A 21,290-nucleotide genomic window follows, 5' to 3' on the forward strand; every position below is an offset into this window, starting at 1 on the left:
CCTCCCCTGCCCGGGGGAGGTGGCCCCAAGGGCCGGCGGGGGTCCGCCCAGACGGTGGTTCTGACCCCCTCACCCGCACCGCGGGAGCTCCCCCGATGGGGGCGCGAGGGGTTTTCAGATCCCGAACTTCTTCCAGAGCTCGTCGGACTTCACCACGTCGCGGATGAAGCTGGCGTGGATCTCGCGCTCGGCGTCGGTGGAGCGCGGGGCGAGCGGGCGGGGCCGCTGGCCGTAGTCGTTCTGCTTGGCCGCGGCGACCGCCGTGACCATGGCGGCGCTGGTCAGCTCGAGCCGGCGCTCGCGGCCGCCCTTCAGCTCCAGGTACACCGCCGCCAGCAGCTTGGCGTCGATCAGCGCCCCGTGCTTCTCGCGCTCGCTGAGCGAGATCTTGAAGCGCTTGCAGAGCGCGTCGAGCGAGTTGTGCATGCCCGGGAAGCGCTGCTTGGCGAGCGCGAGCGTGTCCACCCAGCGGTGTTCGTGGATGTGCGCCCGCTGGCAGAGCTGCAGCTCGTAGTTCACGAAGTTGCGGTCGAAGCCGGCGTTGTGGGCGACGATCGGCGCGTCGCCCACGAAGTCCAGGAACTCCTCGACCACCTCGGGATGCTCGAAACGCGGCTTGCCGCGCAGGAAGGCGGCGGACAGGCCGTGCACCTTCTCGGCCTCTTCCGGCATGTCGCGGCAGGGGTCGATATAGCGGTGGAAGCTGCGCCCGGTCGGGATGAAGTCCTCGATCTCCAGGCAGGCGATTTCCACCAGCCGGTCGCCGGTCAGCGGATCGAAGCCCGTGGTTTCGGTGTCGAGGACGATCTCGCGCGCCATGGCCCTCTAATGCCCTGCGTCGCCCGCCGCGCTCAACCCGGCGATGCGTCGCGGGACGGCCTTCGTTGTGGATCGCGCATCACATCGATGATCTCGGCCACCTGCTCGCGGGCGGCGTCGAGGCCGCGGCCGGTGTCCACCACGAAGTGGGCGCGGGCCCGCTTTTCGGCGTCGTGCATCTGCTGGGCGAGGATGGCGTCGAGGCGCTCGGGCGTCATGCCGGGCCTGGCCAGCACCCGCTCGCGCTGCATCTCGGCCGGCGCGCTGACCACCACCACCGCGTCGACGTTGGCGTGGCCGCCGGTCTCGAACAGCAGGGGGATGTCCAGCACGACCATGTCGGCGCCCTCGGCCCGGGCCCGCTCGAAAAAGCCGATCCGATCCCGGCCGACCAGCGGATGGACGATGGCGTTCAGCCGCTGCAGCGCCTCGGGCTGGCCGAGCACCCGCTGGCGCAGGGCCTCGCGGTCGATCCGGCCGTCCTTGACCACGCCGGGGAAGGCTTCGCCCACCGGCCCGACCGCCGCCCCGCCCTGGTCGTAGAGGTCGTGCACGGCCGCGTCGGCGTCGTAGACCGGGATTCCGGCCTCGCGGAACATCGCCGCCGTGGTCGACTTGCCCATGCCGATGGATCCGGTCAGGCCGATCAGCAGCATGGCTCAGCCCTCCAGCGTCTTCAGCGCCAGCGCGCGGACGTCCACCTCGCCGGGCGGCGTGCGGCCGAAGAAGGTCTCGAACGACGGGATCGCCTGGCGGATCAGCATCTCCAGCCCGTCCACCGTACGCCGGCCGAGCTTCCGCCCCTGCGCCAGGAACGGGGTCTCCAGCGGCTTGTAGACCATGTCCATGACCACCGCGGTCTCCGGGGTCGCCTCCAGCGGGGCCTCGAGCTCGCCCTGCCCCGACAGCCCCGCCGAGGTGGCGTTGATCACCGCGCCCACGCCAGCGAAGGCCTCGCCCGCCGCGCCGATCGGATAGGCGAACACCTGCCCGTGCAGGGCGCCGGCCACGGCTTCGGCCCGGGCAAGCGTCCGGTTGACGATCCGCACCTCCGGGCAGCCGGCCAGCAGCAGGGCCGAGGCCGCGCCGCGCGCCGCGCCGCCCGCCCCCAGGATCGCCACGGGCGCGGCGGTGGGGTCGAAGCCCGGCGCCTGGACCCGGAAGGCGGCCAGCAGGCCGATGCCGTCGGTGTTGTCCGCCGTCACCCGCCCATCGGCGTCGAACACCAGCAGGTTGGCCGCCGCGGCCCCTCGGGCGCGCACGCTCACCTCGTCGGCCACCGACAGCGCCACCTCCTTGAACGGGATGGTGACGTTGAGCCCGCGGATCGCCCCTCCGCGCAGGCCGTCCACGAACCGGTCGAACCGGTCCGCCTCGGGCGCGAACGGCACGTAGATCCCGTCGATCCCGGCCGCCTGCAGCCAGGCATTATGGATCAGCGGGCTGAGCGAGTGGGCGACGGGGTTGCCGGCCACCCCCGCGACGACGGTTCGACCGGTGATCACGCGGGGAGCACTCCGTGGCGGCGCAGCAGGTCGAGGAGTCCCAGCAGCGGCAGGCCGAGGATGGCGAAATAGTCGCCCTCGATCCGCGAGAACAGTTGGGCGCCGGGCCCCTCCAGCCGGTAGCAGCCCACCGAGCCCAGCGCCTCCTCGCCCTCGATCCGCAGATAGTCGTCGAGGAAGGCGTCGGAGAAGTCGCGCATGGTCAGGGTGGCGGTCACCACCTCGCGCCAGATCGGCGCGCCGTCCTTGGCCACCACCACCGCCGAGTGCAGCCTGTGCGGCTTGCCGCGCAGCGCCTGCAGCCGGGCGCGCGCCTCCTCCAGGTTCTCGGCCTTGTCGTAGAGCCGGCCCTCGAACTCCAGGGTCTGGTCGGCGCCGACCACGAACTGAGGCCGGGCGCGGGAGATGCGTATGGCCTTCAGCTCGGCCAGCGCGTCGGCGATGTCGCGCGGGGTTGCGCCCTCGGCCAGCAGCGAAGCCTTCACCGCGTCCTCGTCGACGCCGGCCACCGCGCTCTCGAACGGCACGCCCGCGCCTTCCAGGACCGCCCGGCGGGCGGCGCTCTTCGAGGCCAGGATCAGCTCGGCCATCAGCCCAGGACCTCCACCTGACCGTGGCCGCCGTGCAGCAGGTTCAGCACCGCCGCGGCCGTCTCCTCCACCGAGCGGCGGGTCACGTCGATCACCGGCCAGCCCATCTTCTCGTACAGCCGCCGCGCCTGGACGATCTCGTCGCGCACGGTGTCGGTGTCGATATAGGTGCTCTCCCGGTTCTCGTTCAGGCTGAGCAGGCGGTTGCGGCGGATCGAGATCAGCCGGTCCGGCGCGATGGTCAGGCCGACCACCAGGGCGTTCCGGAGCTGGAACAGCCGCTCGGGCAGCGGCCGGCCGGGCACCAGCGGCACGTTGGCCGCCCGGATGCCGCGGTGGGCGAGATAGATGCAGGTGGGCGTCTTCGAGGTCCGCGACACCCCCACCAGCACCACGTCCGCCTGGTCGAGGTCCTGCCCGCCCTGCCCGTCGTCGTGGCCGATGGCGTAGTTCAGCGCGTCCATGCGGTTGAAGTAGTCGTTGTCCAGCCGCAGGTGCGCGCCCACCCGGCTGGTGGTCGAGGCGCCCAGATAGCGGCTGAGCGCGCTGACCAGCGGGTCGAGCGCGGCGATGCAGGGCATGTCGAGCCTTCGGCAGCCTTCCTCCAGCGCCTCGCGCAGGTTCGGGTCCACGATGGTGTGGAGAACGATGCCGGGCGCCTCCTCGATGTCGCCGAGCGCCCGGTCGAGCTGCCGCTGCGAGCGGACCAGCGCATAGATGTGCTCGATCGGCAGGACGTTGTCGAAGCGGGCGCAGACCGCGCGGGCCATGGCGTTCAGCGTCTCGCCCGTGGAGTCCGAGACGAGATGGACGTGGAAGTAGGTGGCGAGCCGGGGTTGGGTGTTCGGCAAGGGAGGCCCTGCGTCAAAATGCACTTGGGGACGAAATCTGTGGATCCCGTCTTAGCGGACGGGAGCGCCGATGGGGATAGATCGCGTGGATCGGGCCTCGCCGGCGGGTGGCGGTGGATCGGCTGTATGGATCGGGCCGTTTACGCCCTCTTAACCAACAGGACCGCCGTCCCGGCCTGAAAAACCACCCGGACATCCCAAGGGCGGGTATGACCGGCGGTCATCCCGGCCCTACTCCCCACGTTCCTTAATGAAAGTTTAATGACTTCAGGGGGCTTTCGACGGCGTCCCCGCTATCCACACCCCTGTGCGCCGTCCACCGGGGCCTGGGTACGGCCTGGGGAAAAGCTGCGGGACGTCGCAGGCGCCGCCGGGTTATCCACGTCCTCGACAGGCCCTATCGCCTTCTTCCCCAATCCATTTTCTTTCTCTTAAGGATTGAAGGAGGGAAGCCGGGCCTCACGGGCGAGCAGCCGGGCTTGAGCCGACCGGGCCTTTCGGGTTCAAGGCGATCATGAGCTTCCCCGAAACGCCCCGGCTGCTTCGCGCCCTCGCCGGCGAGACCCTCGAGCGTCCGCCCATCTGGTTCATGCGCCAGGCCGGCCGTTCGCTGCCCGAGTACCGGGAGCTCCGCCAGCGGGCGAAGGACTTCATCGCCTTCTGCCATGATCCGGAGATGGCGGCCGAGGCGACGCTCCAGCCCATGCGCCGCTTCCCGCTGGATGCGGCCATCGTCTTCGCCGACATCCTGCTGATCCCCCGGGCGCTCGGCCAGGAGGTGTGGTTCGAGGCCGGCGAGGGGCCGAGGCTCGGGCCCTTGCCGGAGATCGCCGCCCTGGCCGACCAGGTGGAGGCCTCCACGGGCCGGCTGGCCGACATCGGCGAGACCCTGCAGCGCGTGCGCGCCGAGCTCGAGCCGGAGCGGGCGCTGATCGGCTTCGCCGGCGGGCCCTGGACGGTGGCCACCTACATGATCGAGGGGAAGGGCTCGAACCGCGAGGCGGCGCGGGCCTTCGCCTACGCCAATCCGGACAAGCTCGACGCCCTGCTGGACGTGCTGGTGGAGTCCACCGCCCGCTACCTGGTCATGCAGGCCCATTCGGGCGCCCAGGCGCTGAAGCTGTTCGAGAGCTGGGCGGAGGGTCTCTCCGAGGACCTGTTCGAGCGGATCGTCATCCGGCCGCACGCCGCCATCGTGGAGAAGGTGAGGGCGGCCGGCGTCACCGCGCCGTTCATCGGTTTCCCGCGCGGGGCCGGCGCCCAGGTCTACACCTACGCCGAGGCCGTGCCGGTGGAGGGCGTCGCCCTCGACACCCAGGCCACCGCCCAGCTCGGGCGCACCCTCCAGGCCCAGGGCAAGACCATCCAGGGCGCGCTCGACAACCTGCTGCTGCGGGAAGGCGGGCCGGCGCTGGACGCCCGGGTGGAGCAGCTCCTCGCCCAGTGGGGGCAGGGTCCGTGGATCTTCAACCTCGGCCACGGCATCCTGCCGGACACCCCGGTCCCGCACATCGCCCGCGTGGTGGAGCGCGTGACGGGGAAGAAGGTGGACGCGTGAGCGGTCGTCACGCTCTCGGTCGCTACCCCGCCGGCGCTTCGCGGCACCACCCCCGCGGGGGGAGGAACGCCCGATGAAAACGGCCGTCGTCCTCTTCAACCTCGGCGGCCCGGACGGGCCCGACGCCGTCCGGCCGTTCCTGTTCAACCTGTTCCGGGATCCGGCGATCATCGGCCTGCCGGCGGTGGCCCGCTATCCGCTGGCCAGCCTGATCTCCCGCCGGCGGGAGAAGACCGCCCAGGCCAACTACGCGATCATGGGCGGCCGCTCGCCGCTGCTGCCGGAAACCGAGGCCCAGGCCCGCGCGCTCGAGGCGAAGCTTCAGTCCGAGGGCGTGGACGCCCGCTGCTTCATCGCCATGCGCTACTGGAAGCCGTTCGCCCACCAGACGGCGAAGCAGGTGGCCGCCTTCGCGCCCGACCAGGTGGTGCTCCTGCCGCTCTATCCGCAGTACTCCACCACCACCACGGCGAGCTCGCTGAAGGACTGGCGGCGCGCCTACCAGGGCTCGGGCCGCACCCACACGGTCTGCTGCTATCCGAACGCGCCCGGCCTGATCGAGGCCCATGCGGAGGCGATCCGGGAGACCTGGGAAGGGGCGGGCCGGCCGCCGAACGTGCGCCTGCTGTTCTCGGCCCACGGGCTGCCGCAGAAGGTGGTCGACGCCGGCGATCCCTACGAGGCCCAGGTGCGGGCCACCGCCGCCGCGGTCGCCGCCCGCCTGCCGGAGCTGCCGGACTGGACCGTCTGCTACCAGAGTCGCGTCGGGCCGCTGAAGTGGCTGGGCCCGTCCACCGACGACGAGGTCCGCCGCGCCGGCGCCGAGCGCAAGGGGGTGCTGATCTCGCCCATCGCCTTCGTCTCCGAGCACGTCGAGACCCTGGTCGAGCTCGACCATGAATACCACCAGCTCGCCCGCGAGGTGCTGGCGCTGCCCTACCTGCGCGCGCCGACGCCGGGCGTGCGCGGCGGCTACATCGAGACCCTCGCCAGGGCGGTGCGTGAGGCGCTAGGGAAGGGGACCGTGGCGCCGGAGGGCGGCTGGCTGTGCCCGGCCGGGTTCAGCGGCTGCGCCTGCCGCGGCGGGGAGAGGGGGACGGCATGAGCGGGTACGATCTGCTGCGGGGACTGCACATCATCGCGGTCATCGCCTGGATGGCGGGGATGCTCTACCTGCCGAGGCTCTACGCCTACCATACCGAGACGGCGCCCCCCGGCACCGAGTTCGACGCCCACTTCCAGGTCTGGGAGCGCAAGCTCCTGAAGATCATCATCAATCCGGCCATGATCATCGCCTGGGTCCTGGGCCTCAGCCTGATCGCTTTCCACGTGTTCGCGGCCGGCCGCGGCTGGGGCTTCCTGCTTCAGCCTTGGGTCCTGGTGAAGCTCGCCGCCGTCATCGTCCTCTCCGGCTGGCACGGCTTCCTTGCCGGCGCCCTGAAGAAGTTCGCGCGTGGCGAGCGGTCGAAGAGCGCGAAGTTCTGGCGGGCCACCAACGAGATCCCGTTCCTGCTCGCCATCGTCGCCGTCCTGGCGGTGACCCTGGAATTCGGCTCGCGATAGATTATCTGAGGGCCTGGCGCTCTTCGTCCCCTCCCTTCGGGGCAGGTGGCCCGGAGGGCCGACGGGGGGCGCCCCTGGACGGCGATTCGGCCCCCTCAGTCGACGTTGTCGACCGCTCGCGCGGGAGGGAGCAACCGGGTTGCGCCCCGGCCACGCTTGACCTCCACCCCCAACCGTGGTTCCGCTGAACCCACGCGTCGGCCAACCCGGCGCGCCCCGCCTTATTTCCGGCCCGCGAGCGACAACGCCCGGGACGGCTCCCGAGACGAAACGACATCGGCGCGGACCCCGCGCCTCCACAAGACCTCAAGACCGCGCCCGGAGTCCGTCCGGCCGCGGCGCACACGAGTAGACCGATGCAAGACGAAACCAACATCCCCACCGACGACGTCATGGAGACGCCCGCCGCCGACGCGGTGGCCGAGGAGGCTGTGGTCGAGGCGGTCGGCGAGGCCGACGCCGACGAGCCCTCCGAGGTCGCCCAGGCGATCGCCGCGATGGGCCTCACCCGCATGAGCCTGCAGGAGCTGAAGGACAAGTCGCCCGCCGACCTCCTGGCGCTCGCCGAGACGCTGGAGATCGAGAACGCGAACTCCATGCGCAAGCAGGACATGATGTTCGGCATCCTGAAGACCCTCGCCGAGGAAGGCGTGGAGATCTCAGGTTCGGGCACCCTGGAAGTCGTGCAGGACGGCTTCGGCTTCCTGCGCAGCCCCGAGGCCAACTACCTGCCGGGCCCCGACGACATTTACGTCAGCCCCTCCCAGATCCGGAAGTTCGGCCTGCGGACCGGCGACTCGGTCGACGGCGGCATCCGCGCGCCCCGCGAGGGCGAGCGCTATTTCGCCCTGGTGAAGGTCGACCAGATCAACTTCGAGCCGCCGGAGAACGTGCGGCACAAGGTGCTGTTCGACAACCTGACGCCGCTCTATCCGGACGAACGCCTGCGGATGGAGATCGACGATCCCACCCTGAAGGACCGCTCGGGTCGGGTGATCGACATCGTCGCCCCGCTCGGCAAGGGCCAGCGCTGCCTGATCGTCGCCCCGCCGCGGGTCGGCAAGACGGTGATGCTGCAGAACATCGCCAAGTCGATCGAGAAGAACCACCCCGAGTGCTATCTGATCGTGCTGCTGATCGACGAGCGGCCCGAGGAAGTCACCGACATGCAGCGTACGGTGAAGGGTGAGGTGATCTCTTCGACCTTCGACGAGCCGGCGACGCGGCACGTGCAGGTGGCCGAGATGGTCATCGAGAAGGCCAAGCGCCTGGTCGAGCACAAGCGCGACGTGGTGATCCTGCTGGACTCGGTCACCCGTCTCGGCCGCGCCTACAACACCGTCGTCCCGTCCTCGGGCAAGGTGCTGACCGGCGGTGTGGACGCCAACGCCCTGCAGCGCCCGAAGCGCTTCTTCGGCGCCGCGCGGAACATCGAGGAGGGCGGCTCGCTGACGATCATCGCCACGGCTCTGATCGACACCGGCAGCCGGATGGATGAAGTCATCTTCGAAGAGTTCAAGGGCACGGGTAACTCCGAACTGGTCCTGGACCGCAAGGTCGCCGACAAGCGGATCTTCCCGGCCATCGACGTGCTCAAGTCCGGCACCCGCAAGGAAGAGCTGATCACGCCGAAGGAGCACCTGCAGAAGACCTACATCCTGCGGCGGATCCTCAATCCCATGGGCGCCCAGGACGCGATCGAGTTCCTGCTCGACAAGCTCCGGCAGTCGAAGAACAACGAGGACTTCTTCCAGTCCATGAACACCTAGGGCCGGCCGCAAGTCAGCCGACAGCAGCCGGCGGCGCCCGAAAGAGCGCCGCCGGCTTTTTCTTGGCCATTACTGTATTTCCGCCGAACGCCGTTTCACGTGAAACAAGCTTAGGCTTGCAGCCTTCCGGCGGGCTTCTTCCGAGGGGAGGGGAGGTTGCTCAGCGCTTTCGACCGTGGTCCGCCGGTATGCGCCTACCGGCGCTCCTGCGCAGCCGCTTCCGCGCCCTGCGACCGAATGACAGCTTCCGCAGGAAGAGACGCGCTCGGTAATGCTTGCGGTAGGGCCGGGCGGACCTCAGGTAGGCCCGGTTTTCTCAATCTTTTCAGTAAAGCCCAAAAAGCAGTGTTTCACGTGAAACACTACCGCGTCTGACGCGTTGTGCGCGGCCGCTCGGCGTATGCCCGCAGATGGGTCGGCTCAGAACCCGGTCGCGACCCCTTAGCCCCTTTGCGCGGCCGCTCCCCACCCCGTTCCTCCCCCACCGGGGGAGGTGGCCCGAAGGGGCGGAGGGAGTCAGCACAGGCCCGGCTGCGGCCCGTGGCCACGAAGCGGGGCGGGTTAGCCGCTGCCTAAGGGATCAGCAGGCTCGCGCCGACCGTCTCCCGAGCCTCGAGCGCCTCATGGGCGCGGCGGGCTTCCGCCAGCGGGAACGTCTGGCCGACCTCCACCTTGATACGGCCGTCGGCCATCAGCGCGAAGAGAGCCGCGGCGCTATCGTCCAGCTCCTCGGTGGTCGCCACATAGTCGAACAGGGTCGGCCGGGTGAAGAACAGCGACCCGCCGCGCATCAGCCGGATCGGGTCCACCGGCGGGGCGGGGCCCGACGCGTTGCCGAAGCTGACGAAGATCCCCCGCCGCGCGAGGCTGGCCAGCGTCCCTTCGAACGTCGATCGGCCCACCGAGTCATAGGCGACCGGCACGCCCGCGCCGCCGGTGATCCGCTTCACCTCGGCGGCCACGTCCTGGTCGCGGTAGAGGATGACATGGTCGGCCCCGAGCGCCCGGGCGCGGGCCGCCTTGTCTTCCGAACCCACCGTGGCGATCACCTCCGCGCCGATCGCCTTCGCCCACTGGACGAGGATCTGCCCGACGCCGCCCGCAGCCGCATGGATGAGCACCGGCTGGCCCGCCTTCAGCGGCGCGCAGCGGCGGACCAGGAACTCGGCCGTCATGCCCTTCAGCAGGGCCGCCGCCGCGAGGCGGGCGTCGATCCCCGCCGGCGGCTTCACGGCCCGATCCGCAGCCACCAGGGCGTAGTCGGCATAGGCGCCCATCACCCCGCCGGCGTAGGCGGCCAGATCGCCGGACCGGAAGCGGGTCACCCCTTCGCCGACCGCCTCGACCACGCCGGCGCCTTCGCCGCCCAGGCCCGCCGGCAGCTTCACCGGGTAGAGGCCCGACCGATGGTAGGTGTCGATGAAGTTGACGCCGATGGCCTCGTGCCGGACCAGGATCTGGCCCGGGCCGGGGGCGGGGGTCTCCACCTCGACGAGCTGGAGCACCTCCGGCCCGCCGGTCTCCTCGAAACGGATCGCGCGCATCGCCGTCAGCCCAGGTTCTGCTTGAAGAAGGCGAGGCTGCGCTCGCCGGCCGCGCGGGCGTCGGCCTCATCGTAGTGCGCGCCGCCCATCCGCGCGAAGGCGTGGTCGCGGCCCGGATAGCTGTGGATCGTCACCAGCGGGTGGGCGCCGAGCGCCTGCCGGATGGCTGCCTGGGCCTCCTTCGGCACGAACTGGTCCTCCTCGGCGATGTGCAGCAGCACCGGGCGGGTCAGCTTGTCGGCCTCGGCCGTTCGGTTCTCGATCCCCACGCCATAGTAGGCGACCGACGCGTCGGCGTCCGTGCGGGTGGCGGTGAGGAAGGCGAGCAGGCCCCCCAGGCAGAAGCCGACGGCGCCGACCTTGCCCGTGCAGTCCGGCCGCTGCCGCACCGCGTCGATGGTCGCCTGGATGTCCTGCACGCCGGCGTCCACGTCGAAGGCGTTGAACAGCTCGAAGGCGCGCTTCCATTCGGCCTCGGACTGGTCGGTGATGTCGATGCCGGGCTCGATCCGCCAGAACAGGTCGGGGCAGATCGCCAGGTAGCCCTGGCCGGCGAGGCCGTCGGTGATGTCGCGCATCACCTGGTTCACGCCGAAGATCTCCTGGATCACCACGACGGCCGCGGCGGGCGTGGTGGCGGGCTTGGCGAGGTAGGCGTCGAACGATCCGTCGTCGGTGGTGATGGTGATGCGCTCACCCATGGCGGCTCTCCTCATTTTCACGGGCCCTTGTGGATCGGCTACTAGCGCGGCGCCCTGTCGCAGGGCCATAACTTTCGCCCGCAGACGAGAAGGCGCTTAGCCGATGAAGATGACGATCGAGGTGGACTGCACGCCGGAGGAGGCGCGGCGCTTCATGGGCCTGCCGGACGTGACCGCGCTCAACGACAAGCTCGTGGAGGAGATGGGCAAGCGGATCGAAGCCAACATCAACCTGCTGTCGCCCGAGGAGTTCATGAAGAACTGGATGGCGTTCGGCGCGGGCGCCCAGGAGCAGTTCCGGAAGCTGATGGAAGCCGGCATGGGCGGGACCCCGCCCAAGGGATGAACGACACGATCTTCGCCCCGGCCACGGCGGCCGGCCGGGCGGCGGTCGCGGTGGTGCGGGTCTCCGGCCCGCGCGCCGACATCGCCGTGAAGACGCTGGCGGGGGAGGTGCCCCAGCCCCGTCGCGCCACCCTGCGCCGCCTGCGCGACGCCGCCGGCGTGGTGCTCGACCAGGCGCTTGTGCTCTGGTTCCCGGGGCCGCGGAGCTACACGGGCGAGGACTGCGCCGAGTTCCACGTCCACGGCGGAACGGCGGTGGTCAACGCCGTTGTGCACGCGCTCGCGGCGCTCGGGCTGCGGCTCGCGGAGCCTGGCGAGTTCACCCGCCGTGCGTTCGAGAACGGTCATCTGGACCTCGCCCAGGCGGAGGGGGTCGCCGACCTGATCGACGCGGAGACCGAGCAGCAGCGTCGCCAGGCGCTCGAGCAGCTTTCGGGGCGGCTCTCCAACGCCCAGGCCAGATGGCGCGAGGGCCTCACAGACGCCCTGGCCATGTTCGAGGCGGCGGTGGACTTCCCGGACGAGGAGGTGCCGGCCGACGTCGCCGCGCGCGCCAAGCCGATCCTCGTCCGGCTGATCGACGAACTCGACGCCGCCGCGGCCGACGCCGAGCGCGGTGAGCGCGTGCGCGAGGGGTTCCGCATCGCCCTGATAGGTGCGCCGAACGCCGGCAAGAGCACCCTGCTGAACGCCCTGGCCGGCCGCGACGCCGCGATCGTCACCGCCACACCGGGCACCACCCGGGACATCATCGAGGTGCCGATGGTGCTGGCCGGCTATAAGGCGCTGCTCGCCGACACCGCCGGGCTGCGGGAGACCGGCGACGAGATCGAGGCCGAGGGCGTGCGGCGGGCGCGGGCCTGGGCGGCCGGCGCGGACCTGCGTCTATGGCTGGTGGACGGCGCCTCGGACGAGACCCCCGGGGCGCCGATGGAGCTGCGGCCGGGCGACCTCTGCCTGATCACCAAGCGGGACAAGGCGGGCGGCGCGGCGGGCGCCTGGGCCGCCCAGCAGGCCAAGCGGCTCGGCCTGTCCGCGGCGGAGATCACCGCCAAGGGCGACAGTGACCTGACCTGGCTGCTGCAGACGCTCGGCGAGCGGGTGGTGGACGCCCTGTCCGGCGGGGAGCCGCCGGCCGCCACGCGACTTCGGCACCAGGAACTGCTCAGCGAGGCGGCCGACCGCCTGCGCCAGGCGCTGGCCGAGGACGAGGCGCTGGAACTGGCGGCCGAGGACGTGCGTCTCGCTGCGCGGGCGCTGGATCGCATCACCGGCCGCATCGATCCCGAGGCGGTGCTCGGGAAGATCTTCTCGACCTTCTGCATCGGCAAGTAGCGGCTGCTTAGCGCGGCAAGTGTTTCACGTGAAACAGCGGCGACCCTGCGGCGCAGGGAGGGCGCCTCGCACCGGCCTCCCTCATGCGCTATATGAGGACCCTCGCCCCCGGCACACTCCGGGGGCGTGTGTGCTTCGAAGACATGAGCCGACCTTGACCTGGGACGTGATCATCATCGGCGGCGGACACGCCGGATGCGAGGCGGCCGCCGCGGCCGCCCGCGTCGGCGCGCGCACCCTGCTGCTCACCCACAAGCTCGAGACCATCGGCGAGATGAGCTGCAACCCGGCCATCGGCGGCCTCGGCAAGGGTCACCTGGTCCGCGAGATCGACGCCCTCGACGGCCTGATGGGGCGGCTGGCCGACAAGGCCGGCATCCAGTTCCGGATGCTGAACCGCTCCAAGGGCGCCGCCGTCCGCGGCCCCCGCTCGCAGATCGACCGGCGCCTCTACCGCGAGGCCATGCAGGCCGAGCTCGCCGCGACGCCGAACCTGCAGCTCCGCGCCGAGGCGGTCGAGGACCTGCTGGTCGAGGACGGCCGGGTGGCCGGGGCCGTGGGCGCCGACGGGACCGTCTACCGCGCCGGGCGGGTGGTGCTGACCACCGGCACCTTCCTCAAGGGCGTGATCCACCGCGGCGACGAACGCATCCCCGCGGGCCGGGTTGGCGACCAGCCGGCCATCGGGCTGTCGGACCGGCTGTATTCGCTCGGGCTGCGGATGGGCCGGCTGAAGACCGGCACGCCCGCCCGCCTCGACGGCTCGACCATCGCCTGGGATCGCCTCGAGATGCAGCAGGCCGACGACGAGCCCGTGCCGTTCTCCTTCCTGACCGATCGGATCGAGGTCCCGCAGATCGCCTGCGGCATCACCTACACGACGGAAGAGACCCACCGGATCATCGCCGAGCGCCTCGGCGAGTCCGCCGTGTACGGGGGCAAGCTCACGGGCCGCGGTCCCCGCTACTGCCCGTCCATCGAGGACAAGGTGGTCCGCTTCGCCGACAAGACGAGCCACCAGATCTTCCTCGAGCCCGAGGGCCTGGACGACGACACCGTCTATCCGAATGGCATCTCCACCTCGGTGTCCGAGGAGACCCAGGACCTGTTCCTTCGGACCATCCCGGGCCTGGAGAACGTAAAGGTCCGTCGCTACGGCTACGCCATCGAATACGACTACGTGGATCCGCGCGAGCTGTACCCGACTCTCGAGGTCAAGGCGCTGCCGGGCCTCTACCTGGCCGGTCAGATCAACGGCACGACCGGCTACGAAGAGGCCGGCGCCCAGGGGCTGGTGGCCGGGCTGAACGCCGCGCGCGCCGCCTCGGGCCAGGAACCCGCGCAGTTCGCCCGAGACGAGGCCTACATCGGCGTGCTGATCGACGACCTGGTCACCCGCGGGGTCACCGAGCCCTATCGCATGTTCACCAGCCGGGCCGAGTTCCGCCTGACGCTTCGCGCCGACAACGCCGACCAGCGCCTGACCGACAAGGGCATGGCCCTCGGCGTCGTCGGAACGGCGCGGGCCGAGGCCTGGATCGCCAAGCGCGACGCGCTCGCCGCTTCCCGAGCCCGCGCCGCCGAGCTCCGGCTCACACCGGCGGAAGCTCAGAAGGCGGGGTTGCCGGTGAAGGCCGACGGCCAGCGCCGCGACCTCGTGCAACTGCTGGCCTACCCGTCCATCGGCTTCGATGACCTGGCGCGCATCTGGCCGGAGCTCCGCGACTGGTCCGTGCAGGTCCGTGAGCAGATCGAGATCGACGCCTCCTACGCCGGCTACCTGGATCGGCAGGCCGCAGACGCCGCCGCCTTCCGCCGCGACGAGGACCTGCGGCTGCCGGCCGACCTCGACTACACGGCCGTCGGCGGCCTCTCCAACGAGGTGCGCGAGAAGCTGGCGACCGTGCGCCCGCTGACGCTCGGCCAGGCCGCCCGGATCGAAGGCGTCACCCCCGGCGCCCTCACGGCCCTGCTCGCCCATGTCCGTCGCCGCGCGGCCTGAGCCCACGCCCGCCGTGACCGTCACCGACGCCGACAGCTTCGCCGCGGCCAGCGGCGCGACGCCGGAGCAGGTCAGGGATCTCGCCCGATTCCTCGAGGTGCTGTCGGCCGGCAACGCGGTGATGAATCTTGTGGGCCCGAAGACCCTCCCGGAGTTCTGGAACCGCCACGCCTGGGACTCCGCCCAGTTGCTGCAGCTCGCTCCTGAGGCGAAGGCCTGGGCCGACCTCGGCGCCGGCGCCGGCTTCCCGGGCCTGGTGCTCGCGATCCTGGGGAAGGGGCGGGACGGGTTCCACGTCCACCTGGTGGAGAGCATGGCCAAGCGCTGCCGGTTCCTGCAGCAGGTGGTCGACGAGCTTTCCCTCCCGGCCACCGTCCATAACGACCGTGCGGAAAACCTGAAGCTTGCTGTGGATGTCGTCACCGCCCGGGCTTGCGCGCCGCTTGCGCGCCTGCTCGGGTACGCCCGGCCCTACCTGCAGGGCGGCGCCACGGGCCTGTTCCTCAAGGGACAAGATGTTGCGTCTGAGCTTGAGGAAGCTACAAGGTCTTGGAAGTTCGAGGCGGACATCGTGCCGTCTCGCAGTGACGAGAGAGGCCGCATCGTGCGGGTGAGGAGGCTCGGTCGTGCCCGGTAATGCCGAACGTCCCCTGCGCGTGCTGGTCATCGCCAATCAGAAGGGCGGCGTGGGCAAGACCACCACCGCCATCAACCTCGGCACCGCGCTCGCGGCCGTCGGCGAGAAGGTGCTGCTGATCGACTCCGATCCGCAGGGCAACGCCTCCACCGGCCTGGGCGTGGGCCGGGCGCAGCGGAAGACCACCCTCTACGACGTGCTGATGGGCGAGCGGGCGGTGGCCGACGCCGTGGTGCGCACCGCGCTGCCGGGGCTCGACCTCGTGCCCGCCGATCCGGACCTCTCCGGGGTGGAGCTGGAGCTCGGCCAGCAGTCGCGGCGCTCGTTCAAGCTGCGCGACGCGCTGCATCCGCTCCGCCAGTCCGGCGACTACACCTATGTGCTGATCGACTGCCCGCCGTCGCTGAACCTGCTGACGGTGAACGCCATGGCCGCGGCCGACGCGGTGCTGGTGCCGCTGCAGTGCGAGTTCTTCGCGCTCGAGGGCCTGACCCAGCTCATGCGGACCGTCGACCTGGTGCGGGGCAGCCTGAACCCGAACCTCGAGATCCAGGGCGTCGTGCTGACCATGTACGACCGGCGCAACAGCCTGTCGGAGCAGGTGGCCAGCGACGTCCGCGGCCACTTCGGAGAGGCGGTCTACCAGACGGTGATCCCGCGCAACGTGCGGGTCTCCGAGGCGCCGTCCTTCGGCAAGCCGGCGCTGGTGTATGATCTGAAGTGCGCGGGCAGCCAGGCCTATCTGAAGCTCGCGCGCGAAGTGGTGCTGCGCGAACGCGAACGCCGCGCCAAGGCGGCTTGAGGAAGAGAACCATGGCGGAAAACCGCAGGGGGCTGGGGCGCGGCCTGTCGGCGCTGCTGGGCGAGGCCGACGAGGCGGTGCTGACCGGCGAGGGGTCCGCGCCGGGCGCCGGCGCGCCAGCGGCCGCCAATGGCGTGCGCGAGATCCCGATCGAGCTGATCCACCGCAACCCGAGCCAGCCCCGGCAGCACTTCTCCGAGGCCGAGCTCGCCGAGCTGGAGACCTCGATCCGCGCCTCGGGCGTGCTGCAGCCGATCCTGGTGCGGCCTTCGCCCAGCAAGCCCGGCGAGTTCGAGATCGTCGCCGGCGAACGCCGCTGGCGTGCGTCGCAGCGGGCCGGCGTCGGGACGATCCCGGCCCTGATCCGCACCCTCGACGACAACGTCGCCTACGAGATCGCCATCGTCGAAAACGTCCAGCGCGAGGACCTCAACGCGATGGAAGAGGCCAAGGCCTACGAGAGCCTGATGGGCCGCATGGGCTACACCCAGGAGCAGGCGGCCAACGCCGTGGGCAAGAGCCGCAGCCACGTGGCCAACACGCTTCGTCTGCTGCAGCTCCCCGCCAACGTCCAGGACCACGTCCTGCACGGCCGGCTGACCGCCGGCCACGCCCGGGCGATCCTTGCCTCCGACGATCAGGAGGCCGTCGCCGAGCAGATCGTCTCCCGCGGCCTCTCGGTGCGCGACGCCGAGGCCCTGGTGCGCGCCAAGGCGGCCGGGCCGAAGAAGGCGTCAGGTCCCCGCAAGCCGGCGAAGGACACCGACACCGCGGCCCTGGAGGCCGACCTCGAGGACGTGCTCGGCATGAGCGTCGACATTTCGGACCGCGGAGGCGCCGGCGAAATCCGCATCCGCTATGCGACCCTCGAGCAGCTCGACGAAGTCTGCCGCCGGCTGACGCGGATTTAGGTCCGCTCCCCTTCCGGGAGCTCCCGCGACGCGGTTGAGGGGGTCAGCGCCGCCGTCTGGGCGGGCCCGCTCCGGCCATGCGGCCACGTCCCTCGGCGCGGAGGAACGGACGCGGTCACAGCCCGAGCCGCCGGGCGCGGCCGGCGATCGTCAGCGCCAGGCGCTGGGCGATGAGCTGGTCGGGGGAGCCGGCGGTCTTGCAGGCCCTGTCGGCGGCGAGGACCTCGGGCTGGAGCCGATCAAGCTCGTCCAGGGTCCAGCTCCGAGCCTGCCGCAGGAACTCCCGCTCCTGCTTCCAGAACACCCCGGACGCCTTCGCAGCCTCCTGCAGGCCGGCGCCCGACTTGTGCAGGGTGAGGGCGCGGCGCAGGCGGCCGAGGTACTGGCCAATGGCGCGCACGGCGGCCGGGCCCGCCTCGCCCTCCTGCGCGGCCCGGCGCAGGCCGGCCTGGGCCTCGGCTAGGCGTCCCCCGAAGGCGTCCGCCGCGGCGTCGAACAAGGAGGCCTCGGGCTCCACGCCCAGGAAGGCTTCCAGGTCGGCCGGGGTGGCGGTCGCGCCGCTGCCGGGGCCGAGGTAGAGAGCCAGGCGCTCGATCTCCGCCCGGGCGACGCCTCGCTCCTTCGGCAGGCGCGCCACGAACAGTGAGAGCGCGTCGGGGTTGAGGCTGACGTTGTCCCGGGCGAGCGTCTCGCGCACCAGCCGGGCCACGTCGCCGGGCTCGTCCTCGTAGCAGGGGATGACGACCGCGCCGTTCGCCTTCTCCGCGGCCTTCCGCAGCGCCGAGTTGCGGTCGAGGTTACCGGCCTCGACGATCAAGAAGGCGTCGGGATTGAGCTCGCCGGCCGCGTGGCGGGCCAGCGCCTCCGCCGCAAGCTTGTCCGGACCGGCCTTGTCGGTGGTCAGCCGAAGGCGCACGAGCCGGCGGCCGCCCATCAGCGACTGGGCGGCGAGTTCGCCCTCCAGCCGGCCGGCGTCGGCGTCGAGGTCGCCGTCGGTGAGCTGGGCCACGTCGAACGGGTCGTCGGGATTGTCGGCGACCTTGCGGGCGAGCTGGTGGCCGCGGTCGCGCACCACGCCGATGTCGCGGCCATAGATCACCGCGGCCCGGACGCCGGCATCGGGCTGCTTCAGGAACCGTTCGATATCGGGACGCTTGGAGAGGATCACGGCCGATCCCCTACGACCGGCCCCCGTTGGCCAGCCAAACGGCGAGCTCGAGCTGGATCCGGCGGGCGGCCTCCTCGGCGGCGCGGTCCTGGGCGTCCTGCTGGGCGGCGATGGACGCGTAGGGCTGGTCGGCCGAGTCGTAGGTGAGCTCGACCCGCACGCTGCCGGCCTTCTCCGCCACGCCCGAAGCGACGCTGACCAGGGCGTAGTTGGCGGTCAGCACGTACTCGTAGCGGGTGGCGACGTTGTCGATCCGCACGCCGCGCGGGTAGCGCGACTCGTTCAGCGCCAGGTCCATCCGGTAGACCGGCGTGGCCGTGTGGCTCTTGGCGAAGGCGTCGTCGAGGTGCTGGCGGATCAGGTACCCCGTCCGGCCCTCCGGCGCGACCACCTCGATGGCGGCCAGGTTCGAGACCACGGCGGGCTCGCCGTAGAGCGGCTGGAACCCGGCGCACCCGGAGAGGGCGCCGGCGGCGAGGATCAGGGCGAGGCTCAGGGCTTTGCGCATCAGGCGGCCACGATGTTGACGATGCGGTCCTTCACCACGATGACCTTGCGGATCGTCAGACCCTCAAGGCGCCGTGCGATCTCGGGATCGTCAAGCACGATCTTCTCCACCTCGGCCGGTTCGGCGCCGGCCGGGGCCGAGATCTCGCCCCGGCGTTTGCCGTTGACCTGCACCGGCAGGACCTTCACGGCGTCCTCGGTCAGCGCCGGGTCGAAGGTCGGCCACTCGGCCTCGACGACCATTCCCTGGCCGCCGATGCGGGTCCAGCACTCCTCCGCCAGGTGCGGCGTGAAGGGGCCGATCAGCCGGGCGAAGGCGGACAGCGCCTCCTGGCGGGCCGCCAGCAGGGCCGGCGTGGCGTCCTTGGCGGGGTTGGCCTTCAGCAGGTTCAGGAACTCGTAGAGCCTGGCGATGCCGGAGTTGAAGCGGAAGGTGTCGATCGCCTCGGTCACCTGCTTCACCAGCTTGTGGGTGGCGACGCGCAGGGCCTCGGCGGCGGCGTCGCCGGCGATCTGCGCGCCGGCCGGGACCGCCGGCTGGCTGTCGAACTCGTCCCACACCCGGTTGACGAACCGCCAGGCGCCCTGGACGCCGGACGTGGACCACTGGGTGTCCCGCTCGGGCGGGCTGTCGGACAGCACGAACAGCCGGGCGGCGTCGACGCCGTAGACGTCGAAGATCTCTTCCGGCGCCACGGTGTTGCGCTTGGACTTCGACATCTTCTCGACGTCGCCGATCACCAGTGGCTCACCGGTGGACACCATGCGGGCGCGGCGGGTGTTCCCCTCGGCCTCCAGCTCCACGTCCCCGGGTTCGACCCATTCGCCGTTCTGACGGCGGTAGGTCTCGTGGGTGACCATGCCCTGGGTGAACAGGCCGGCGAACGGTTCGCGGACACTCAGCATGCCCTCGTCGGCCAGCGCCTTGGTGACGAAGCGGGCGTAGAGCAGGTGCAGGACCGCGTGTTCGATGCCGCCGATGTACTGGTCGACGGGCAGCCAGTAGTCGCAGGCGTCCTTGTCGATGGGCTCGGCCGCGTCGGGGTTGGCGAAGCGCGCGAAGTACCAGGAGCTGTCGACGAACGTGTCCAGCGTGTCGGTCTCGCGCAGCGCCGGGCCGCCGCACTGCGGGCACGTGGTGTGCTTCCAGGTGGGGTGCCGGTCGAGCGCGTTGCCGGGCTTGCCGAACTCCAGGTCGGCCGGAAGGGCCACCGGCAGTTGGTCGCGCGGGACGGCGACCACGCCGTGCTGTTCGCAGTGGACCACGGGGATCGGGCAGCCCCAGCCGCGCTGGCGGGCCACGCCCCAGTCGCGCAGGCGGAACACGGTGGCCCCCTCGCCGTCGCCCTGGGCCTCGATCCGGTCGATGGCGGCGGACTTGGCCGCCTCGACGTCGAGTCCGTCCAGGAACTGCGAGTTGAAGATCACGCCGGGGCCCGTGTACGCCTCGGTCGCCTCATCGGCCATGTGGGCGGTGAAGGCGGCGGGGTCCTCGTTGGGCGGCAGCACCACGGCGCGCACAGGCAGGCGGTACTTGCGGGCGAAGTCCAGGTCGCGCTGGTCGTGGGCCGGGCAGCCGAAGATCGCGCCCGTGCCGTAGTCCATGAGGATGAAGTTCGCGATCCAGACCGGCAGCTCCCAGCTCGGGTCGAACGGGTGCTTCACCGTCAGCCCGGTGTCGAAACCCTTCTTCTCGGCGGTGTCGATCTCGGCCTGGGACGCGCCGCCCTTCTTGCACTCCTCGACGAAGGCGCGCGCCTCGGCGCTCTTCGCGGCGATTTGCTCGGCCAGCGGGTGGTCGGGGGCGATGCCCACGAAGGAGGCGCCGTAGAGCGTGTCGGGCCGGGTCGTGTAGACCTCGACCCCGTCCTCGAAGCCGGCCTCCGGCCCCTTGGCCCAGCGCCAGGTCATGCGCAGGCCCTTGGACCGGCCGATCCAGTTCTCCTGCATGACCCGGACCTTCTCGGGCCAGCGGTCCAGGGTCGCCAGGTCGTCGGTCAACTGGTCGGCATAGTCGGTGATGCGCAGGAACCACTGGTTCAGCTTGCGCTTCTCGACCACCGCGCCCGAGCGCCAGCCGCGGCCGTCCACGACCTGCTCATTGGCGAGGACGGTCTGGTCGACCGGGTCCCAGTTCACCGTGGCTTCGCGGCGATACACCAGCCCGCGCTTGAACAGCTCCAGGAACCAGGCCTGCTGCTGGCCATAGTATTCCACGTCGCAGGTGGCGAACTCGCGCGACCAGTCGATGCTGAGGCCGAGCTGCTTCAGCTCGTCCCGCATCCGGGCGATGTTGTCGTAAGTCCAGCCCCTCGGATCGACGCCGCGCTCCATCGCCGCGTTCTCGGCCGGCAGGCCGAAGGCGTCCCAGCCCATCGGATGCAGCACGGAGAAGCCCCGGGCGCGCTTGAACCGCGCGATGACGTCGCCCAGCGAGTAGTTGCGCACGTGACCCATGTGCAGGCGTCCCGACGGGTACGGGAACATCTCCAGCACGTAGTACTTGGGCTTCGAACGATCGACGACGGCGCGGAACGAGTCCGCGTCGGCCCAGGCCTTACGCCATTTGGGCTCGGTTTCCTTGGGATTGTAACGGGCCATGACAGGCGGGCCTTTGGACTGGATGTGGAGGTCCGGTCAACGGCCGATCACGTCGCGCGCCGCCGACTCTCGAGTTCGGGGA

Annotated in this window: 20 protein-coding genes; 10 read left to right on the forward strand and 10 right to left on the reverse strand. The window is 70.9% G+C overall.

The genetic code is table 11. The features are described 5' to 3' along the window. Positions 1 to 114 precede the first annotated feature (114 nt). From dnaQ to ACE3Q8_RS06565, 5 genes are read right to left on the reverse strand one after another with little or no spacing between them, the layout of a single operon-like run. Entirely contained in the window at positions 115 to 819 is a 705-nt protein-coding gene (gene dnaQ, locus ACE3Q8_RS06545) for a DNA polymerase III subunit epsilon (RefSeq protein WP_374469449.1), read from the reverse strand. A 32-nt stretch (positions 820 to 851) separates the two neighbouring features. Next, on the reverse strand, positions 852 to 1,475 hold the full coding sequence (gene coaE / locus ACE3Q8_RS06550; protein ID WP_374469450.1) for a dephospho-CoA kinase: 624 nt from the start codon (positions 1,473 to 1,475) through the stop codon (positions 852 to 854). 3 nt (positions 1,476 to 1,478) lie between these two features. Next, positions 1,479 to 2,324 carry a shikimate dehydrogenase gene (gene aroE / locus ACE3Q8_RS06555; protein WP_374469451.1) on the reverse strand — a complete coding sequence of 282 codons (846 nt, stop codon included), beginning with the start codon at positions 2,322 to 2,324 and terminating at the stop codon, positions 1,479 to 1,481. Continuing rightward, positions 2,321 to 2,914 (reverse strand): nucleoside triphosphate pyrophosphatase, encoded by a 594-nt coding sequence (locus ACE3Q8_RS06560; RefSeq protein ID WP_374469452.1) that lies wholly within the window; start codon positions 2,912 to 2,914, stop codon positions 2,321 to 2,323. The genes aroE and ACE3Q8_RS06560 overlap by 4 nt, the downstream gene beginning before the upstream one ends. Next, a complete protein-coding gene (locus ACE3Q8_RS06565) occupies positions 2,914 to 3,810 on the reverse strand; it encodes a pyruvate, water dikinase regulatory protein (protein WP_374469528.1) in 897 nt (298 codons plus the stop codon). The genes ACE3Q8_RS06560 and ACE3Q8_RS06565 overlap by 1 nt, the downstream gene beginning before the upstream one ends. A gap of 469 nt (positions 3,811 to 4,279) precedes the next feature. On the opposite strand from ACE3Q8_RS06565, the gene hemE reads away from it, so the two are divergent. From hemE to rho, 4 genes are all read left to right on the forward strand, one after another. Continuing rightward, on the forward strand, positions 4,280 to 5,323 hold the full coding sequence (gene hemE / locus ACE3Q8_RS06570; protein ID WP_374469453.1) for a uroporphyrinogen decarboxylase: 1,044 nt from the start codon (positions 4,280 to 4,282) through the stop codon (positions 5,321 to 5,323). Positions 5,324 to 5,396: 73 nt separating this feature from the next. Beyond that, entirely contained in the window at positions 5,397 to 6,428 is a 1,032-nt protein-coding gene (gene hemH, locus ACE3Q8_RS06575; RefSeq protein ID WP_374469454.1) for a ferrochelatase, read from the forward strand. Then, positions 6,425 to 6,886 (forward strand): CopD family protein, encoded by a 462-nt coding sequence (locus tag ACE3Q8_RS06580; RefSeq protein WP_374469455.1) that lies wholly within the window; start codon positions 6,425 to 6,427, stop codon positions 6,884 to 6,886. The genes hemH and ACE3Q8_RS06580 overlap by 4 nt, the downstream gene beginning before the upstream one ends. A gap of 392 nt (positions 6,887 to 7,278) precedes the next feature. Further along, entirely contained in the window at positions 7,279 to 8,655 is a 1,377-nt protein-coding gene (gene rho / locus ACE3Q8_RS06585; RefSeq protein ID WP_374469529.1) for a transcription termination factor Rho, read from the forward strand. A 572-nt stretch (positions 8,656 to 9,227) separates the two neighbouring features. Here the strand turns inward: rho and ACE3Q8_RS06590 are convergent. Both ACE3Q8_RS06590 and ACE3Q8_RS06595 read right to left on the reverse strand, forming a co-directional pair. Beyond that, positions 9,228 to 10,199, reverse strand: coding sequence for a quinone oxidoreductase (locus ACE3Q8_RS06590; protein ID WP_374469456.1), 972 nt, complete (start codon positions 10,197 to 10,199; stop codon positions 9,228 to 9,230). Between the two features lie 5 nt (positions 10,200 to 10,204). Then, entirely contained in the window at positions 10,205 to 10,900 is a 696-nt protein-coding gene (locus ACE3Q8_RS06595; RefSeq protein WP_374469457.1) for a dienelactone hydrolase family protein, read from the reverse strand. A gap of 103 nt (positions 10,901 to 11,003) precedes the next feature. On the opposite strand from ACE3Q8_RS06595, the gene ACE3Q8_RS06600 reads away from it, so the two are divergent. The 6 genes from ACE3Q8_RS06600 (at position 11,004) to ACE3Q8_RS06625 (ending at position 16,932) form a co-directional block, all read left to right on the forward strand. Continuing rightward, positions 11,004 to 11,246: a DUF6489 family protein gene (locus ACE3Q8_RS06600; protein WP_374469458.1), complete on the forward strand. Its 243-nt coding sequence runs from the start codon at positions 11,004 to 11,006 to the stop codon at positions 11,244 to 11,246. Beyond that, complete coding sequence (gene mnmE, locus ACE3Q8_RS06605) at positions 11,243 to 12,580, forward strand: tRNA uridine-5-carboxymethylaminomethyl(34) synthesis GTPase MnmE (protein ID WP_374469459.1); 1,338 nt, start codon at positions 11,243 to 11,245, stop codon at positions 12,578 to 12,580. Before ACE3Q8_RS06600 ends, mnmE begins: the two co-directional genes overlap by 4 nt. Before the next feature lie 154 nt (positions 12,581 to 12,734). Next, positions 12,735 to 14,582 (forward strand): tRNA uridine-5-carboxymethylaminomethyl(34) synthesis enzyme MnmG, encoded by a 1,848-nt coding sequence (gene mnmG / locus ACE3Q8_RS06610; protein ID WP_374469460.1) that lies wholly within the window; start codon positions 12,735 to 12,737, stop codon positions 14,580 to 14,582. Next, complete coding sequence (gene rsmG / locus ACE3Q8_RS06615; protein WP_374469461.1) at positions 14,560 to 15,219, forward strand: 16S rRNA (guanine(527)-N(7))-methyltransferase RsmG; 660 nt, start codon at positions 14,560 to 14,562, stop codon at positions 15,217 to 15,219. The genes mnmG and rsmG overlap by 23 nt, the downstream gene beginning before the upstream one ends. Then, entirely contained in the window at positions 15,209 to 16,021 is an 813-nt protein-coding gene (locus tag ACE3Q8_RS06620; protein ID WP_374469462.1) for a ParA family protein, read from the forward strand. Before rsmG ends, ACE3Q8_RS06620 begins: the two co-directional genes overlap by 11 nt. An 11-nt stretch (positions 16,022 to 16,032) precedes the next feature. Then, positions 16,033 to 16,932, forward strand: a complete 900-nt coding sequence (locus ACE3Q8_RS06625; RefSeq protein WP_374469463.1) for a ParB/RepB/Spo0J family partition protein — start codon at positions 16,033 to 16,035, stop codon at positions 16,930 to 16,932. Positions 16,933 to 17,047: 115 nt separating this feature from the next. Here ACE3Q8_RS06625 and holA read toward each other — a convergent pair whose 3' ends face one another. The 3 genes from holA to leuS are packed head-to-tail and all read right to left on the reverse strand — an operon-like array spanning position 17,048 to position 21,208. Continuing rightward, positions 17,048 to 18,100, reverse strand: a complete 1,053-nt coding sequence (gene holA / locus ACE3Q8_RS06630; protein WP_374469464.1) for a DNA polymerase III subunit delta — start codon at positions 18,098 to 18,100, stop codon at positions 17,048 to 17,050. Positions 18,101 to 18,110: 10 nt separating this feature from the next. Next, positions 18,111 to 18,608, reverse strand: coding sequence for an LPS assembly lipoprotein LptE (gene lptE / locus ACE3Q8_RS06635; protein WP_374469465.1), 498 nt, complete (start codon positions 18,606 to 18,608; stop codon positions 18,111 to 18,113). Continuing rightward, the gene (leuS, locus tag ACE3Q8_RS06640; protein WP_374469466.1) at positions 18,608 to 21,208 is read right to left on the reverse strand and encodes a leucine--tRNA ligase; all 2,601 of its coding nucleotides are present in this window, start codon (positions 21,206 to 21,208) and stop codon (positions 18,608 to 18,610) included. Before leuS ends, lptE begins: the two co-directional genes overlap by 1 nt. Positions 21,209 to 21,290: the final 82 nt, after the last annotated feature.

It is taken from the genome of Phenylobacterium sp. (genome assembly GCF_041913825.1).
Lineage (GTDB): Bacteria > Pseudomonadota > Alphaproteobacteria > Caulobacterales > Caulobacteraceae > Phenylobacterium.

Bases quoted from the DNA above. Each gene is read 5' to 3' on its own strand.
- dnaQ (WP_374469449.1), bottom strand. From the start codon at position 819: ATGGCGCGCGAGATCGTCCTCGACACCGAAACCACGGGCTTCGATCCG.
- coaE (WP_374469450.1), bottom strand. From the start codon at position 1,475: ATGCTGCTGATCGGCCTGACCGGATCCATCGGCATGGGCAAGTCGACC.
- ACE3Q8_RS06560 (WP_374469452.1), bottom strand. From the start codon at position 2,914: ATGGCCGAGCTGATCCTGGCCTCGAAGAGCGCCGCCCGCCGGGCGGTC.
- hemE (WP_374469453.1), top strand. From the start codon at position 4,280: ATGAGCTTCCCCGAAACGCCCCGGCTGCTTCGCGCCCTCGCCGGCGAG.
- hemH (WP_374469454.1), top strand. From the start codon at position 5,397: ATGAAAACGGCCGTCGTCCTCTTCAACCTCGGCGGCCCGGACGGGCCC.
- ACE3Q8_RS06580 (WP_374469455.1), top strand. From the start codon at position 6,425: ATGAGCGGGTACGATCTGCTGCGGGGACTGCACATCATCGCGGTCATC.
- rho (WP_374469529.1), top strand. From the start codon at position 7,279: ATGGAGACGCCCGCCGCCGACGCGGTGGCCGAGGAGGCTGTGGTCGAG.
- ACE3Q8_RS06590 (WP_374469456.1), bottom strand. From the start codon at position 10,199: ATGCGCGCGATCCGTTTCGAGGAGACCGGCGGGCCGGAGGTGCTCCAG.
- ACE3Q8_RS06595 (WP_374469457.1), bottom strand. From the start codon at position 10,900: ATGGGTGAGCGCATCACCATCACCACCGACGACGGATCGTTCGACGCC.
- ACE3Q8_RS06600 (WP_374469458.1), top strand. From the start codon at position 11,004: ATGAAGATGACGATCGAGGTGGACTGCACGCCGGAGGAGGCGCGGCGC.
- mnmE (WP_374469459.1), top strand. From the start codon at position 11,243: ATGAACGACACGATCTTCGCCCCGGCCACGGCGGCCGGCCGGGCGGCG.
- rsmG (WP_374469461.1), top strand. From the start codon at position 14,560: ATGTCCGTCGCCGCGCGGCCTGAGCCCACGCCCGCCGTGACCGTCACC.
- ACE3Q8_RS06625 (WP_374469463.1), top strand. From the start codon at position 16,033: ATGGCGGAAAACCGCAGGGGGCTGGGGCGCGGCCTGTCGGCGCTGCTG.
- lptE (WP_374469465.1), bottom strand. From the start codon at position 18,608: ATGCGCAAAGCCCTGAGCCTCGCCCTGATCCTCGCCGCCGGCGCCCTC.
- leuS (WP_374469466.1), bottom strand. From the start codon at position 21,208: ATGGCCCGTTACAATCCCAAGGAAACCGAGCCCAAATGGCGTAAGGCC.